This window comes from Moraxella sp. K127, from assembly GCF_015223095.1.
Taxonomy (GTDB): domain Bacteria; phylum Pseudomonadota; class Gammaproteobacteria; order Pseudomonadales; family Moraxellaceae; genus Moraxella.
The window spans coordinates 1-16,309 of sequence record NZ_JADFBZ010000020.1; the positions used below are offsets into that span (position 1 = coordinate 1).

16 protein-coding genes are annotated in these 16,309 nt (G+C 45.8%); 7 read left to right on the top strand and 9 right to left on the bottom strand.

Translation table 11 applies throughout. The annotated features are described in order from the left end of the window. Positions 1–88 precede the first annotated feature (88 nt). From IM753_RS05860 to IM753_RS05875, 4 genes are all read right to left on the bottom strand, one after another. Positions 89–241, bottom strand: coding sequence for a hypothetical protein (locus IM753_RS05860; RefSeq protein ID WP_194108909.1), 153 nt, complete (start codon positions 239–241; stop codon positions 89–91). Between the two features lie 67 nt (positions 242–308). After that, positions 309–1,442, bottom strand: coding sequence for an NADH-dependent flavin oxidoreductase (locus tag IM753_RS05865; protein WP_194108877.1), 1,134 nt, complete (start codon positions 1,440–1,442; stop codon positions 309–311). A gap of 84 nt (positions 1,443–1,526) precedes the next feature. Beyond that, entirely contained in the window at positions 1,527–2,510 is a 984-nt protein-coding gene (locus IM753_RS05870; protein WP_066893043.1) for an LLM class flavin-dependent oxidoreductase, read from the bottom strand. 187 nt (positions 2,511–2,697) lie between these two features. Continuing rightward, entirely contained in the window at positions 2,698–3,024 is a 327-nt protein-coding gene (locus IM753_RS05875; protein ID WP_066884835.1) for a helix-turn-helix transcriptional regulator, read from the bottom strand. 134 nt (positions 3,025–3,158) lie between these two features. Here IM753_RS05875 and IM753_RS05880 point away from each other — a divergent pair, with 134 nt between their 5' ends. Further along, a complete protein-coding gene (locus tag IM753_RS05880; RefSeq protein WP_227713084.1) occupies positions 3,159–4,100 on the top strand; it encodes a pseudouridine synthase in 942 nt (313 codons plus the stop codon). A 47-nt stretch (positions 4,101–4,147) separates the two neighbouring features. On the opposite strand, the gene IM753_RS05885 is transcribed toward IM753_RS05880, so the two are convergent. Beyond that, the gene (locus tag IM753_RS05885) at positions 4,148–4,378 is read right to left on the bottom strand and encodes a hypothetical protein (RefSeq protein ID WP_194108878.1); all 231 of its coding nucleotides are present in this window, start codon (positions 4,376–4,378) and stop codon (positions 4,148–4,150) included. Between the two features lie 324 nt (positions 4,379–4,702). On the opposite strand from IM753_RS05885, the gene hemL reads away from it, so the two are divergent. After that, positions 4,703–6,010, top strand: coding sequence for a glutamate-1-semialdehyde 2,1-aminomutase (gene hemL, locus IM753_RS05890; protein WP_194108879.1), 1,308 nt, complete (start codon positions 4,703–4,705; stop codon positions 6,008–6,010). 93 nt (positions 6,011–6,103) lie between these two features. After that, positions 6,104–8,983 (top strand): preprotein translocase subunit SecA, encoded by a 2,880-nt coding sequence (gene secA / locus IM753_RS05895; RefSeq protein ID WP_194108880.1) that lies wholly within the window; start codon positions 6,104–6,106, stop codon positions 8,981–8,983. Between the two features lie 60 nt (positions 8,984–9,043). Here the strand turns inward: secA and IM753_RS05900 are convergent, their stop codons facing one another. Further along, positions 9,044–10,153, bottom strand: coding sequence for a metallophosphoesterase (locus IM753_RS05900; protein WP_194108881.1), 1,110 nt, complete (start codon positions 10,151–10,153; stop codon positions 9,044–9,046). 360 nt (positions 10,154–10,513) lie between these two features. On the opposite strand from IM753_RS05900, the gene IM753_RS05905 reads away from it, so the two are divergent. Together IM753_RS05905 and IM753_RS13300 are read left to right on the top strand one after the other, a co-directional pair. Continuing rightward, on the top strand, positions 10,514–12,787 hold the full coding sequence (locus IM753_RS05905) for a FepA family TonB-dependent siderophore receptor (protein ID WP_194108882.1): 2,274 nt from the start codon (positions 10,514–10,516) through the stop codon (positions 12,785–12,787). Between the two features lie 81 nt (positions 12,788–12,868). Next, on the top strand, positions 12,869–12,991 hold the full coding sequence (locus tag IM753_RS13300; RefSeq protein ID WP_255518647.1) for a hypothetical protein: 123 nt from the start codon (positions 12,869–12,871) through the stop codon (positions 12,989–12,991). A 72-nt stretch (positions 12,992–13,063) separates the two neighbouring features. Here IM753_RS13300 and IM753_RS05910 read toward each other — a convergent pair whose 3' ends face one another. After that, positions 13,064–14,038, bottom strand: a complete 975-nt coding sequence (locus IM753_RS05910; RefSeq protein ID WP_194108883.1) for a YheT family hydrolase — start codon at positions 14,036–14,038, stop codon at positions 13,064–13,066. Positions 14,039–14,329: 291 nt separating this feature from the next. On the opposite strand from IM753_RS05910, the gene IM753_RS05915 reads away from it, so the two are divergent. Then, entirely contained in the window at positions 14,330–14,647 is a 318-nt protein-coding gene (locus IM753_RS05915; RefSeq protein ID WP_194108884.1) for a type II toxin-antitoxin system RelB/DinJ family antitoxin, read from the top strand. A 22-nt stretch (positions 14,648–14,669) separates the two neighbouring features. Next, positions 14,670–14,888 carry a type II toxin-antitoxin system YafQ family toxin gene (locus IM753_RS05920; RefSeq protein ID WP_255518648.1) on the top strand — a complete coding sequence of 73 codons (219 nt, stop codon included), beginning with the start codon at positions 14,670–14,672 and terminating at the stop codon, positions 14,886–14,888. Between the two features lie 16 nt (positions 14,889–14,904). Here the strand turns inward: IM753_RS05920 and IM753_RS05925 are convergent, their stop codons facing one another. Together IM753_RS05925 and IM753_RS05930 are read right to left on the bottom strand one after the other, a co-directional pair. Further along, entirely contained in the window at positions 14,905–15,462 is a 558-nt protein-coding gene (locus IM753_RS05925) for a hypothetical protein (protein ID WP_194108886.1), read from the bottom strand. 155 nt (positions 15,463–15,617) lie between these two features. Beyond that, positions 15,618–16,271, bottom strand: a complete 654-nt coding sequence (locus IM753_RS05930; RefSeq protein ID WP_194108887.1) for a J domain-containing protein — start codon at positions 16,269–16,271, stop codon at positions 15,618–15,620. Between the last annotated feature and the right edge of the window lie 38 nt (positions 16,272–16,309).

Consider the following 16,309-nt stretch of genomic DNA (forward strand, 5'->3'; position numbering starts at 1 on the left):
TCTGGAAGTAATGATTGTTGATTTTAAAGTGATTTAATCAGCTCTTGTATTCCAAGACCTGATTAAATCGTCAAAAGATTTGGGTAATCTAAATCTTACACGCACCGCCTTCACAGCCGTCATCATTGTCGCCATCAAATCCGCTGACCACGCTCACGTCCGCCAAATCGCCAAGCATGGTATCAAAGTTCAGCTCATCAAGGTTTAAATCGTCCAAATCAATCGCTTGTGGGTTTGTCATGGGTGTCTCCGAGTTGGGTTTATAAAAATAAAAGATTGGATTGGCGAATCATTTCGCCCTTATTTGATTATATATCCAAAGGTTGCCATTCTTTACCCTTTAATGGCGGTAGATAGGCAAGACCTTTTTGTTGATACGCCCAAAGCTGACTTGGGATTTTGTAGATGTCGTTACGCTCGAGGTCTATGTGTGTGGCAATTTTATCGGTTTGACCTGTTTTTAGTAGTGTGGCAAAGTTGGGATTTATCATTACCGCCTTGCCAACAGCGATGAATTCTGCCCAGCCTGTATCATACGCACGCACCACGTCATCGGCAGAGAGCAGACAACCCACACCAATTAAGGGCAATCTACCACCAATACGCTCATGCAGTTGTTCTATGCGTGTCAAATTGGTGTCTGCCCCACGTCTTGCCTTTTTATAAAAATCCCACAAAGAAACGTGCAGATATTGCAAAGGTTCATGAACCAAAGCATCAATCAAATCAAAAGTATCCGCCATTGTCAAGCCGTCATCGCCTGCCTCCTCTGGTGAAAAACGATACCCAACGATAAACTCTGGCTTGTTATGTTTGGCTTTAACATCATTGACTGTCTTGATGACGCATTTGGGAAAACGCAAACGGTTCTCTAAACTGCCTCCCCACTCATCATCTCGCTTGTTGGCTTGGGGTGAGAAAAATTGCTGAATCAGATAATTGTTCGCCCCATGAATTTCCACACCGTCAAAGCCTGCTCGTATGGCTAAGTCAGTTGCCACGCTAAAGCCTTTGATGATTGCCTGTATCTCGTCCACACTCATGGCTCTGGCGGATTGTGTGCCATCATCCATGGCAGATGGAGCGATGACCTCGCCAAACTGGGTAAGCGACTGATAACCGCCATGATGAATTTGTAAAATTGGTTTTGCACCGCCTTGCTTGATGATGCTTGCGATTTTTGTTAGGCTTGCCAAATGGCTCTCATCATAGGCACACGGCTGACCGACAAAGGCCTTACCGCTTGGGTGTACCAAAGTTGCTGCTGTGATAAATATCCCAAAATCATCCGCTCGCCCTGTCAAAAATGCCTGCTCTTCTTCAGATAATGTGCCATCAGGGTTGGACGCATAGTGGGTCATCGGCGTAACGACAAGGCGATTACGAATCTCTACACCATTATTTAGGGTAAAAGGGCTAAAAAGTGGGGTGGTGTCAGTCATGGGGCGCTCCCTTTGAGTTAAAAAATTGATTAAAATTGGTTAAATGGCTCTGTGGTGATTATGTTCGGTTGTACTGTGCTAAAACTAACCGTCAACAGCCTCTAAGATAAGCTCATAGGAGCGGGCTTGTTTGTCTTTGTCATAAATATAGCTCACCACCATGAATTCATCGGCATTGACTTGTTTTTGTAACTGTTCTAACTGGGCTTTGACCGTCTTTGGTGAACCAATCACGCTACACGCCGTCATGCTCTTTGCCATGGATAAGATGTGCGGTGGGATACGACTTTCAATGTCTGGTACTGGCGGTTTCATGCCTGAGCGTTCGCCCGTTACCACATTTAGGAAAAACTGTAAACTGGTGGTCGCCAAAAGTTTCGCTTCGCTGTCGGTATCAGCAACGATGGCATTTAGCCCAACGATGACCTTGGGTTTGTCAAGCACATCAGAGGGCTTAAATTCTTTGCGATAAATCTCAACCGCCTGTGTTAAAAAGCGTGGTGCAAAGTGAGATGCAAAAGCATAAGGCAAACCCAATTCCGCCGCCAAATAAGCACTCTCAGGACTAGAACCTAAGATATAAAGTGGCACATTTAACCCTTTGGCAGGGTAGGCTCGCACCTTGTCGCTCTTATCATCACCAAAATAGAACTGTAACTCTTTGATATCACTGGGAAAACTTGACACAAAATCGTCCTGATGACGGCGGATGGCTTTGGCAGTGGCAGGGTCGGTACCAGGCGCTCGCCCAAGCCCCAAATCCACACGGTTGGGATATAGGCTTGCCAGCGTACCATACTGCTCAGCAACAATAAAGGGGGAATGGTTGGGGAGCATGACACCGCCTGAGCCAACCCGAATGGTGTTTGTCTTGTCAAGCACATGCCCGATAAGCAGGCTTGTGGCAGAGCTTGCCAGATATGGCATGTTGTGATGCTCGGCAATCCAATAGCGAGTGTAACCAAGACGCTCGGCAAGCTGTGCCAATGCCACAAGGTCGTCCACAGCATCGGCAAATGTCTCACCATCTCGCAAGGGGGCAAGGTTTAAAATGGATAAATCAGTCATGGCTTTTCTCAATTTTATATTTATACATATACAATAATTTAGATATATTTGGGCAAAAATTTTTAATTTGGGTATTGGTCGGGTGATGTCATTTTATCAAAAATCAATCTTATATGGGGTGTGGGACATACAAAACATGGTGATTTATTCCTAAACTGTAACCAAAACCCAAAGATGTCATATCATTTTAATCAGACAAACCGCCAATCTCATGACGCACTTGATGGATAAATTTGTCCACACCACCAGAATGATAGCGGTAGTAGGTCCATTTGCCAATGCGTCTGCTCTGTATCAGCCCTGTTTGTTGTAGGTTATTTAGATAGCTTGAAATTACCGATTGGGCAAGTCCTGATTTTTCGGCAATCACACCCACACAAATCCCACCATCAAATCCTGTTTCTGTACAACGCAAGGCATCCACCCCAAAATGTGTGGCAGGGTCTTTTAGCCACAGTAAAATTTGGTAGCGAACATCGTTGCCCAGCACTTTAAAAATGTCGGTAGATTTCATGAATTGAATGCAGGTGATTTTATAAACAATATATCATTATATCTATAAATTTAGATATGTCAAGATGATTGTGATATCACAAAAATCATGAGATGATAAATGAGATGATAAATGTGATAAAATGACATAAAACCATGTTGACATCTTATAAAAACCACACCATGCTCCAAACTGCACCACCCATGAAAGACGGCGTATCTCCAAGCCGTATTTATTTAGAAAAATTAAACAATACACCCAAGAATTTGTTGGTATTTTTATGCCAAAAATTCCCCCATGTCAGCTTTGATGAATGGTGGGCACGTTTTGAGAATGGTGATGTGTGGAGCGATACAACAGAGGGTGGGTTTGTGCCATTGATGTCAGATGCACCCTATCTACATGGGCGGACGATTTATTATTACCGTAGCTTAGCGTGTGAGGTTGTTGTGCCGTTTGATTATCAGATTATCTTTGAAAATGATGAGTTTATGGTGGTGGATAAACCCCATTTTTTGGCGGTAACGCCATCGGGCAGTTATGTCAAACAGACCCTGCTTGCTCGCCTAAAAGCCGATACGGGCAACGCTGATTTATCCCCCATTCACAGGCTAGACAGAGAGACGGCAGGGCTCATTCTCATCAGTAGAAATGTCGCCACTCGCCATCGCTATCAAGCCTTATTTGCCCATCATGCCATCAACAAAGTGTATCATGCCATTGCCACTGTTAATCATAACTTAACAATGCCGACAGATGTTCGCTTGCATTTGGAGCGTGGTGAGCCGTTTTATGTCATGTGTGTTAATACCGACAAACCTGTCAATACGCACACGCACATTGATATTTTGGCGGTCAAAGGCGACCTTGCCAAGTACGAACTTCGCCCCACGACCGGCAAACTTCATCAGCTTAGAGTTCATCTAAACCATCTTGGCACACCCATCTGCCACGACCCTTATTATCCATCTGTCCGTCATAAGCCCAAAGATGACTTTACCAGCCCCTTACAACTACTTGCCAAACACCTTGTGTTTGACGACCCCATCACAGGCGAGCGGCGGGAGTTTACATCAAGGCAGGAGCTGGATTTGTAAAAAACCCTGCAACTGGGCAGGGTTGGGATAGATTTGTTGGCGTTAAATCACCAAAACAAAAAACTCACCCCAAGCAAAATAAGTAGCACGCATTGGAGTATTAAAAAGGTTTGGTGTTTTTTTAAAAATGCCACAAGGGGCGAGCCTTGCTCTTTGCCTTCTTTGTCGTCCATATTTTGGACGGTCAGCGTGTCAAGCTCTTGCTTGGCTGGGTGTTTGTTGTCGTTCATGGGGGCAGTTGATTTCTCATTGACAAAATCATTGGGGTTCATGCTCATGACCATGTCAAATCTCCGTGGTGCTGATGTTTGCTTTTTGCTCAATTTATTGTAATTTTATGTAATTAAATATTACGATAAATATTTTTTGTGTTATTTGTTGTACTATTATATCGGTTTTTTTGAAAAATTTAAATAAAAAATAGCATTTTTGTGTAAAATTCATCAGTATTTTTGTAAATTTCTATCTTTGATAGAATTAATGGATGGTTCCAATCCCATGCCAAATACTCATCAAACAAAATCAAATCAGACAGCCACGCCAAAAAATGATAAAATAGGCTGATTTATCCATTCTCTTTTATTGATAACATAGGAACTCCCATGACGACACTTACCGCCGACCCCAAAACCACAAACGAGCAATTATTTGAAAAAGCCAAACGCCATATCCCAGGGGGTGTAAACTCGCCCGTGCGTGCCTTTGCAGGGGTGGGTGGTACGCCTGTTTTTATAAGCCGTGCCAAGGGTGCATATATGTATGATACCCAAGGGCGTGAGTACATTGATTATGTGGGTTCGTGGGGGCCGATGATTTTGGGTCATGCTCACCCCAAGGTCGTCGATGCGGTAAAGCTCGCCTGTGATGACGGCTTGTCTTTTGGGGCTCCCACGCCATTTGAGACGACCATGGCGGATTTGATTGCCGATATCATGCCACACATTGAGCTCATTCGCATGGTGTCATCAGGCACAGAAGCTACCATGAGTGCCATTCGTCTGGCTCGTGGCTACACAGGGCGAGACAAGATTGTCAAATTTGAGGGGTGCTATCATGGGCATTCAGACAGCTTGCTTGTTAAGGCAGGCTCTGGCATGCTAGATATTGGTGAGCCGACATCCAAGGGCGTGCCTGCCGACTTTGCCAAACATACCATTACTCTACCTTATAATGACACCCAAGCACTACAATCTGCCTTTGACAAATTTGGTGATGAATTTGCATGCGTGATTTTAGAGCCGATAGCGGGCAACATGAACATGGTTATCCCAAGCCAAGAATTTCATAACACCCTGCGTGAGCTTTGCACCAAGCACGGGGCGGTGTTGATTTTTGATGAGGTGATGACAGGTTTTCGTGTGGGACTAAAAGGGGCAAGTCATCATTTTGGTATTACCCCCGACCTTAGCACCTTTGGTAAAATCATCGGAGCTGGCTTGCCTGTGGGGGCGTTTGGCGGTAAGCGTGAGATTATGGAATGTATCGCTCCCTTGGGCGGTGTTTATCAAGCAGGGACACTGTCTGGCAACCCCTTAGCCATGCGTGCAGGTAAGGCGATGTTTGATGAATTAACTCGTCCGAATTTTTATGAAGAATTAACCGCCAAAACTGCTAAACTGGTAAACGGCTTGCAAGCACTGGCGGGCAAACACGGCATAGCATTTTCAAGCTGTTATGTGGGCGGTATGTTTGGACTGTTTTTTAGCAAAGAGTTACCCAAAAACTTTGATGATGTGGCACACGCCGATACCAAACGCTTTAACCAGTTTTTTCATGCCATGCTAAAACAAGGCATATACCTTGCCCCATCTGCCTTTGAAGCTGCCTTTATGTCTATTGCCCACACCGATGATGACATTGAGCGGACACTTGTTTGTGCAGATAAGGCATTTGGTGAGCTGATTGGTTGATTTTTTAAAATTGACTACCATATAATTTGATTGTATTGCTAATTAAAATTGCTGTTATAAAATATTTTTGCCCTGTGCAATTTGGAAAAAACCATGCTAACAAAAGCCATCAGTGCTGTATTCGGCACCAAAAACGAACGTGAATTAAAGCGTATGCAAAGGCAGGTGGACAAGATTAACGCCCTTGAACCCACAATCTCGGCACTGTCTGATGATGAGCTACGCCAAAAAACCGATGAGTTTAAAAGCCGTCATGCCAATGGCGAGAGCCTTGATAAGCTCTTGCCCGAAGCGTTTGCCGTGTGCCGTGAAGCGTCCAAACGTGTGAACGGCATGAGACACTATGACGTTCAGCTCATCGGTGGCATGACCTTGCACGAGGGTAAGATTGCCGAGATGAAAACGGGCGAGGGTAAGACCTTAATGGCAACCCTTGCCATGTACCTAAATGCCATCAGTGGCAAGGGCGTACACGTTGTAACGGTGAACGACTATCTGGCAGGGCGTGATGCCGAGCTAAACCGTGGACTGTTTAGCTTCTTGGGGCTGACGGTGGGCGTGATTTATAGCCAACAGCCCCCCCATGAGAAATTTGATGCCTACCGTGCCGACATCACTTATGGCACCAATAACGAATACGGTTTTGATTATCTGCGTGATAACATGGTGTTTAGCAAAGATGAGAAAAAACAGCGTCCCTTAAACTACTGTATCATCGATGAGATTGACAGTATTTTGATTGACGAGGCTCGGACACCGCTCATCATCTCAGGGCAGGCCGAGGATTCGGCTCATCTGTATGCCTTGATTAATAACATCATTCCCCGCCTAAAAAAATCCGACAACGAAGAGGATAATAAAAACAACGTGGCGGAGGATTTTTGGATTGATGAGAAAAACCGAGCCATTGAGATTAGCGAAAAAGGCTATGAGAAAATTGAGAAATTCTTGATAGAAGTGGGCGAGCTTGGCGAAAAAGAAAGCCTGTACAGCCCTGCTCGTCTGCCCCTACTTGCTCATGTGCAGGCGGCGATTAGGGCTCATCATCTGTTCATCAAAAACGTGCATTATATCATCTCTGATGATAATGAAATCGTCATCGTGGACGAAAACACGGGGCGTACCATGCCCGGTAGACGGTGGAGTGAGGGGCTACATCAAGCGGTAGAAGCCAAAGAGGGTGTGGAGATTCAAGCCGAAAACCAAACCATGGCAACCACCACGTTCCAAAACTATTTTCGTCTGTATGACAAGCTCTCTGGCATGACAGGGACGGCAGACACCGAAGCGGCGGAGTTTAAGTCCACTTATGACATTGATGTGGTCATCATTCCCACGCACCGTCCGATTGCTCGTGTGGATTTGAACGACCAAATTTTCTTATCCAAATTGGGTAAATATCAAGGCATTATCCGTGAGATTCGCCAAATCACCGCCAAAGGAGCCCCTGTACTGGTCGGTACGGCAACCATTGAGGCAAGTGAGGAGCTGTCGTATTTGCTTGACCAAGCCGGCATTAAACATAACGTCCTAAACGCCAAACAGCACGAACGAGAAGCCGAAATCATCGCCCAAGCAGGCAGACCGTCTGCGGTAACCATTGCCACCAACATGGCAGGACGTGGTACGGATATTATCCTAGGCGGTAACTGGCAGGCGGAGATAGAGGATTTGGACGCACTCACCGACGCCCAAAAGAGCGAATTACAAAGCCAATGGCAAGCTCGTAACGAGGCGGTCAAATCAGCAGGGGGTTTGCACATCATCGGCTCTGAACGCCACGAATCACGCCGTATCGATAACCAGCTTCGTGGGCGTGCAGGGCGACAAGGCGACCCCGGTCAGTCTCGCTTTTTCTTGTCATTAGAAGATGACTTGATGCGGATTTTTGCAGGCGACCGTGTGGTGTCAATGATGCGTGCCATGGGACTAAAAGAAGATGAAGCTATTGAGCATAAAATGGTGTCTCGCTCGATTGAGAATGCACAGGGCAAGGTAGAAGCTCGTGATTTTGACGCTCGCAAAAGCCTGCTAAAATACGATGATGTCGCCAACGAACAGCGTAAGGTCATCTATGGACAGCGTGATGATTTGCTAGAAGAGATTGATTTACAAGAGTCCATCAAAGCCATGCACCATGAGGTGTATAACGCCCTTATCACGCAGTTCGTGCCAGAGGGTTCGGTTGATGACCAGTGGAACATTGACGGGCTAGAAGATGAGATTGAGGATGCCTTTGGCTATTATATGCCGATTAATGACTGGCTAGATGCCGACCGCCGTCTTGATGAAGAGGGCTTGCGTGCTAAGATTATTGATTTTGCCATCGCTCATTATCAGAAAAAACGTGAGTCTATGGGTGAGCAAAACGCTGCTCGATTGGAGCGTGATTTTATGCTCCGTAACCTTGACCGCCACTGGAAAGAGCATTTGACCCAAATGGATCAACTGCGTAAAGGCATTCATTTGCGTAGCTACGCCCAAAAGAATCCTGAGCAAGAGTATAAGCGTGAATCTTTTGATTTGTTCCAGTCCATGCTTGGGGCAATTAAATCAGACGTGGTGCAGGACTTGGCACGGGTACATATCGCCACCCCAGAAGAGATTGCCCAAATGGAAGAAGAGCGTCGCCGTCAAGCCGAGATGATGCGACTGCATTTTGAGCATAATGACATGGGGCTAGAAGGCGAGATTGCCACCGATGAGAGTCGCCCACGAGCCACCCAAAATGTCCAGCGTATCACGGTCAGTTTGGGCGGTGCTGTACCGTCCATGCCAAATCTTACGCCAAACGGTCATGCCAATACCAACACTAATACCAGCATGGACACCAACCAAAGCATGACAGATGTGGGCGACACCGCAGAAACCCAAAACACCGATGATGTCTTTATCCCTGCCAACATCAACCGTAACGCCCCCTGCCCCTGTGGCAGTGGCTTAAAGTATAAACAATGTCATGGTAAGATTTAGCATTTAACACTTAAAGGCAATCATTAAAAAAGGGCGTCATGCCCTTTTTGTTTTAAACTCTCATTTACCACGCATATCAATCACCCACACTTCTGCTTGTGAACCCAAGCGAAACGGCACGCCCCAAAAGCCATAGCCTGATGACACCACCACATGCGTGCCGTTGATTTTTTCGTGTCCGTATGCCACACGGTTTAGGGCTTTGACGATAAAATTGGCAGGGAAAACTTGCCCGTTATGGGTATGCCCCGACACTTGCAGGTCAATGGGCAGTTGTACGTTTTGGTCAATCTGGCTTGGTCGGTGGTCAAGCAGTATCACAGGATAGCGAGTATCCACGCCACGCATCAGCTCGTGCGTGGGCAAACGGTCGGCATAATGGTCATCATACCGTCCGATAATCGTCATCGGCGTGCCATTGATGACAAACATCTGAGCGGTGTCATCAAGCAGTACCGCTCCGCTATCACGCACCGCTTGTACGATGGCGTGGCGTTCTTTGGCGTTGTATAGGTCATGATTGCCAAGGCTGGCGATGAGATTGCCATTGACCGAAGCAACTAGGTTGTCAAAAGCGGTGTGCATCTTTTCGCCATGATAAACGTGCGTGTCATCGTCCATGATGTCCCCCGGCATGAGTAGCATGTCCGCTTTTTCACGTCTTAAAATATCCGCCAAACGATTGAGCTGGCGACTGCCGACCAAGTAGCCCAAATGGGTGTCGCTCGCCACAGCCACTCTCACAGGGTTCATCGGCTTATCAATCTGTATGGACAAATGTCGCACTACGGGCGTATAAGCGTTATAAACGGACAAACCAACCAATCCAAGAAAGCTTGCCACGCCAAACACACGCACCATCACACCATCTACCCCACCCATGATGGCACCAAAAGATGGGATGTGCTTTATGGCAAACACAAGCAGTGTGGTCATGATAATGCTTAGCACCCCAAGCCACAGCACCGCCATATAACCCATGCCAAAGCGAAACATGCCGATAAACAGCGTAACCAAAAACAAATGCGTGATGACAAACATACCCACAAAAACGGCAGTTTTGGCATTGGGTAGATAAGGTTTGATGAGCCAAAAAATGCCCTTTGCTCCGATGTAGGTAAACAGCTCAATGAGCAAAATGGTCGTGGCTAAGAAGAAAAGTCGTCTCATGGTGGATTTTTTAAAAAAAATTATTCATATTACCCCGACCCACCCCAAAACACAAGTCATAAATCCCAACCGTAATTATTTAAAAAATAAAATACTAGCATTTAAAAAATACTCTCATTTTATTAATAATTCCTATTTACATAGCCATACGATGATTTTATAATATTAGACTTCTTTCCAAACCCTGATTTTTGTGGATTTTTAAAAACCTCAACCCCAATACTTATAAGGGTTTATTTTTAGTTTGGAAAGAGATTTATTGCTGTTTTGTAAATTACTTTTATCATAGAGTATGGAGTGATTATGCCTGCCTAGTTAAGCCCTATCTTTAAGCATAAGCCCTTATCCTTATGCCTTGTTATGATAATGAGTGCTGTCGCTTTTGCCAAAGATGGTCATGCCGACCAAAGCAGTCAAGCCAACTTTGCTCAGCCACATGTCGTGCTACCTGATGAAACCATTACCGCCGAAGCTCAGGTCAAGCAGTCGCTCGGTGTGTCCAATATCAATCAAGCCGACCTAGACCGTACCCCCGTCAAAAGCGACATCTCTGACATCGTCCGCAAAATGCCAGGGGTAAACCTAACAGGCAACTCTGCCACAGGTCAGCGTGGCAACAACCGCCAAATAGACATTCGGGGCATGGGACCTGAGAACACCTTGGTACTGGTGGATGGCAAGCCCATCACGTCCAGAAACTCGGTGCGTTATGGCTGGCAGGGTGAACGTGATACTCGGGGTGATTCACAGTGGATACCCGCCAATGCCATCGAAAAAATAGAAGTCCTAAGGGGGCCATCCGCCACTCGTTATGGCAGTGGGGCGATGGGTGGCGTGGTCAATATCATCACCAAACCTGTGAGTGATGAGCTGGCAGGCACCGCAGAAATTTACATCAATCAACCCCAAAATTCCAAAGAAGGTGACAGCTGGCGTGTGGGGGCAAGCCTAAGCGGGGCTATCATTGCTGATAAATTAGGATTTAGGCTCTATGGCGGTCTTAACAAAACAGACATGGATGCCGTGGACATTAACCCTTTGGTGCCTTATACGACTCCGAACGGCACCTATCTGACCCGCTCAGCAGGGCGTGAAGGCGTGGAAAACAAAGATGTGGGTTTGCGTTTGACTTACCAAATTAGCCCCGACCACAGTCTGACATTTGACGCCACTTATGGTCAGCAAGGCAATAAGTACGCAGGCGACACCCAAAACTCCAACCGTGATGCCACCGCCATATCCGACAGTCAAACCCAAAGCAACGCCCTACTAAACAGTCTTATCGGTAGCCAAACCAACCGCATGAGACGAGACAGCTACTCACTCACCTATGATGGGGCGTATGATTGGGGTGATGGTAAACTTACCCTGCAACACGACCAAACCAAAAATACCCGCCTAAACGAAGGGTTGTCAGGCGGGCCCGAAGGGGTGATTTTTGAGAATGCTGCCAATCCACTGCGTTTTGAGACCACCGAGCTGACTGCCCAACGCTTGCATGGCGAGATTGTCAAGCCTTTTTATCTTGGTGTGCCACAGACCGTGACATTGGGCGTGGAATATGTTCATGATAAGCTCATTGATAATGCCAATACCGATGAAGGGACAGCCACAGGCACGGTATCTGTCACCGAACTCGATGCCCAAAAATACACAACAGGCGACCGCTCCACCATGACATCCCGCATTATGTCTGCCTATGCCGAAAACAATTTGGCAGTTACCAAGAACACGGATTTGGTGTTGTCTGCCCGCTATGACCACCACAACAAATCAGGCGGTAATTTTAGCCCTGCCATCAATCTAACTCACCACCTGACTGATGCATGGACGCTAAAAGCAGGCGTGGCTCGTGCCTATAAAGCCCCCAACCTTTATCAAAATGCCGAAGGTTATCTGTTGTACACTCGTGGGCAGGGTTGCCCCATTCATCTAAGTACTGCCGATAACAATCGCTGTGTTCTACAAGGCAATAGCGACCTAAAACCCGAAACATCTATAAACACCGAATTTGGCGTACAATACCAACATGGCGACATCAACGCCAGTGCCACCTATTTTCACAGTGATTACAAAAACAAAATCGTCGCTGGTACAACGAGCCTAAGCAGTGACATCGTCTCATTAAGGGGCGTGGATTATACCTATAATTTATTAAAATGGGAAAGTACCCCAAAAGCGGTCGTTGAAGGCATTGAAGGTAACTTGACGTGGCAAAGAGGCGACTGGCGCATCAATAACAACCTAACTTACATGATAAATTCCAAAGACAAGCAAACGGGCAACCCCTTGTCGCTGGTGCCGACTTATACATGGAACACCAGCGTGGGTTATGACATCAATGACAAGTGGGACGTGAATGCCACCTATACCCAATACGGTCGCCAAAAGGTACGCCAATTTGCCCAAAGCAACATCGAAAACCTAAACGGCAATGGTCTGTTAAACAACCAAGATGTCAAAGGCTATGGCATATTTTCAGTCAATACGGGCTATTATTTTAATGACCATGTCAGCGGACGTATCGGGATAAACAACGTCTTTGATAAACAACGACTGCGTGATAACACGATAAGCCAAAGTTATAATGAAGCAGGTCGCTCGTACTTTGCCAGTTTAAGGTATGAGTTTTAAATACTTTTTCCAAACCAAAACACCCAAGCCATCAATGGTTTGGGTGTTTTTATTAGGGTGTGTTAAATATTGGTATTTGCAATGAAAAATGAGAAAAATCGCACGTTTTTCAAGGAAAAAACGCAGGCTGATAGTTGTTCTATCAGACAAGTTTTTGACGATGAAAAACAAGATTTAGCCATTTTTCATGCAAAAATTGGCTGAAATTGTCAAATTTTGCCATATTTTATAAGAATGCTATCAATGGTAGGCACGCCCTACATCATTGATAAAAAATCACGACGACACGCCCAAAAACCCCACCACCTGCCCACCGATAAAGCCTGTATCAAACGAGCGAGTGCGATAATCATAATTCATAAAACCGATATGCCCGCCATAGGTGGTATCTAGTAGCTCCACATCCGCCGACACGTCCGAGCGTTCGGCAGTTACGCCCAAAAATGGGTCATCTTTGGCGGTGATGATGAGCGTGGGCTTAGTGATGTCCGCCAAATATGGCAAGGCGGACGACTGGCGGTAGTAGTCGTTTTTTGAGCGAAAGCCATGACGGGGAGCGGTAAAGACGTTGTCAAAGTCGCCAATGCGTTTGGCAGATTTTAACGCTTTTAATTCATCAGGCGTTAGGCGGTTTTCTAGGGCTTTTTTGACAATGGGATTTAGTAGATACGGCGTATAAATGTGCCGTCCAAGCAGTCGTTCCATCGCCACCGAACTGCTCGCCAAATCCACAGGGGCGGACACCACCACCGCACGAGCAGGGATAGCGTCCGAGCCGTACTCGCCCATGTATTTGGCAAGGGCATTACCGCCAAGCGACACACCCACAGCATAGATGTGAGCGAACTCATTTTGTAAATGGGTTAAGTTATGATGAACTTCTGCCGTATCCCCTGCGTTATAAAAGACCTTGCCCGAGACCGCCACACCGCCACACGAGCGAAAATGAGCCACCACAAAATGACAATCCGCCCCATGTACTGCAAAAGCAAGCGACTTGGCGTAGTGGCTTTGGCTTGACCCTTCCATGCCGTGAAACAGCACGATGAGCGGTTTTTGGTATTTGCCGTCCACTTTGGTGTCATCAGTGAGTAGATAGTCAAACGCCACTTGGCTTTCATCAAGCGAGTCCTTGATAAGATGACGGGTGTAGTCGGGGGTGTATTTGACCACATAACGGGGCAAAATGGTTTGCAGGTGCGGATTTTTTAGCCAAATGGGCGGGCGAAAATCAGTGGCAAGGGCGGTCATGGTGCTCTCTTAATAAACAGTCATTAACTCTAAATGGGTGTGACGTGTGGGATTTCAATGGGTGTATTGTTATTCAACCTGCGTTTTTTCCTTGAAAAACGGACGATTTTTCTCATTTTTCATTGCAAATACAAAAGGCAGGCACGCCCTACATGGCATAAAATTGGCATCTTGGGGGTGTTCATAAAATGAGCTGTTTTTAGAATGACTTCGTGTTTTTAGTGTTTATCTTAATTTTGTATTGGCGTTACATTACAATGGTTTTACATTGTTATTTCAATAGGCGATACTATGGATACAAATTTTAATTTACGTCTTGATGAGACTTTAAAAGCTCAGTCCTTTGAAGTGATTGAGAGTTTTGGCATGACCCCAAGCCAGTTCATGCGGTTGATTTTAAAGCAAGTGGCAGATACGGGCAGTTTGCCTTTGTCATTTGAAAGGCGGGCAAGGGTGGTTATCCCCAACGAGCAGACCGCACAGGCAATCCGTCAAGGGCGTGCTGATTATCAAGCGGGTAAATTGGATAGATTTGAGTCAGACAATGCCATAGAAGCGATACAGGAGCTGTCTCGTGGCCAGGGCGGTGTCAGTAACCAATCAGTTTAAAAGAGATGCCAAAAAGCACCACATGAGCTTGGTTTCGCCCCAATGGATTGAAGTGATGAACTGCTTGATTAACGGCTTACCCATGCTTGTTAGGTACGCCAATCACCCACTAAAAGGCGAATGGGCTGGGTGCATGGATTGCCATGTCAAGCCTGATTTGGTGTTGATTTGTGAATTTGATGCCGATACAGATTTGATTTTGCACCGCTTGGGTAGCCATAGTGAGCTAAGCATTGCTTGATAGTGCCACCTGTCCGCTAGCTTGTTCTTTTATCAACCATTTTTCTTTTATACGCTTCCCTGCCGGCACGCACGCTACACCGAAAGCACAGGCACATGGCGTTGTCCACCACTCGCCCTTGCTGGTTGTCTTTACGCCTTAATGTGCAATTTGGCAGGTGGATTTTTCGCTGACAAAAAAAGCATTGGTACTGCTGTGATGATAAAACACGTTGCTTGATACGGCGATATAAAGTAATCTCTGGCTCGATGTTTTGATACATTGCCAAAACGTCCTTTTTTAGCGCTTGATTAATCGGCAGGTCTAAAATGGATTTTTTGGTGGGTAACTCGGCATCTTTGTTGTGATTGCATTGTTTGTGTACAATAAATAAATTATCCAAACTCTCCACAATGTCCCTAACTTCTTTTTTGGGTACCCATTTATAAACCGCTCGGGGAATATAATGTTCCACGCTCCATGTTTTGTGGTTTTTGCTGACCTGTTTTTGACAAATAATACAAATCCCATTGGTTTTTTGATAAACCAATAATTTTCGCTCTGGCGTTAATTTCTTTTGATAAATAGATACCATGTGGTTGTTTAAAAGGGGTGGTAAATTATGTTAAGTGGCTCTAAATTAATTTCAATCAAACTAAGTCAAACTAAGTCAAGCTAAGTCAAATTGCCAATTTATTATAAGCCACACCTTTTAAAAGTCAAATATTTTTGCCAAGTCTTTTTAACTCATCAATAAGCCACTTTGACCACAAACCACACCGCCACGCCACCCATGGTCAGCTTAATTTGTGAGCCGTCTGTCAAGCCCTGTGGCAAGGTGGTGCGAATGGTTTGACCGTTGTGGGTAAAGGTTATCTGTCCGCCTTGTGTGGCAAGCTGTGGCGTGATGATGAGCGTGGGCGTGCTTTGGGCGGTGCTATGATTGGCATTGGGCTTAAAATTAGCATTAGCATTGGGAGCGTGGGTCGCCATAAGGTTATTAAATTTACCAAATAAAGTTTTGGCGTTTTTGATAAAGACGGGTTTTAATTCACGCTCGGCAAAATAAGCAAAAGCGGTCGCTTGGCGTTCTAGCTTTTTTAGATTTGCCATAACCGTGGGGGATTTTTGTAGGTTGTGGCTGACGGTGGTGGCGACTTTTTGGGCGATTTTGCCGGTCGTGCTAAAATAGACGGCGTGATACACGTCATACTCGGCACGCTTTTTGGGGTCTTTTAAGGTGGCATAGGCTTCGTTAATCAGCACGATGTGTCCGCTCTCGCCCACTCGGTCGGGGTGGTGGGTTTGGGCAAGTTGGCGGTAGGCTTTTTTGATTTGTCCGATGTCTGCCGATTTTGAGATGCCCAAAATGGCGTAATAGTCGTGTTTTGGGGGTTGTTTCATTGTTTAATGGGTTTGATAAATGGGGTTTTGATGATTTT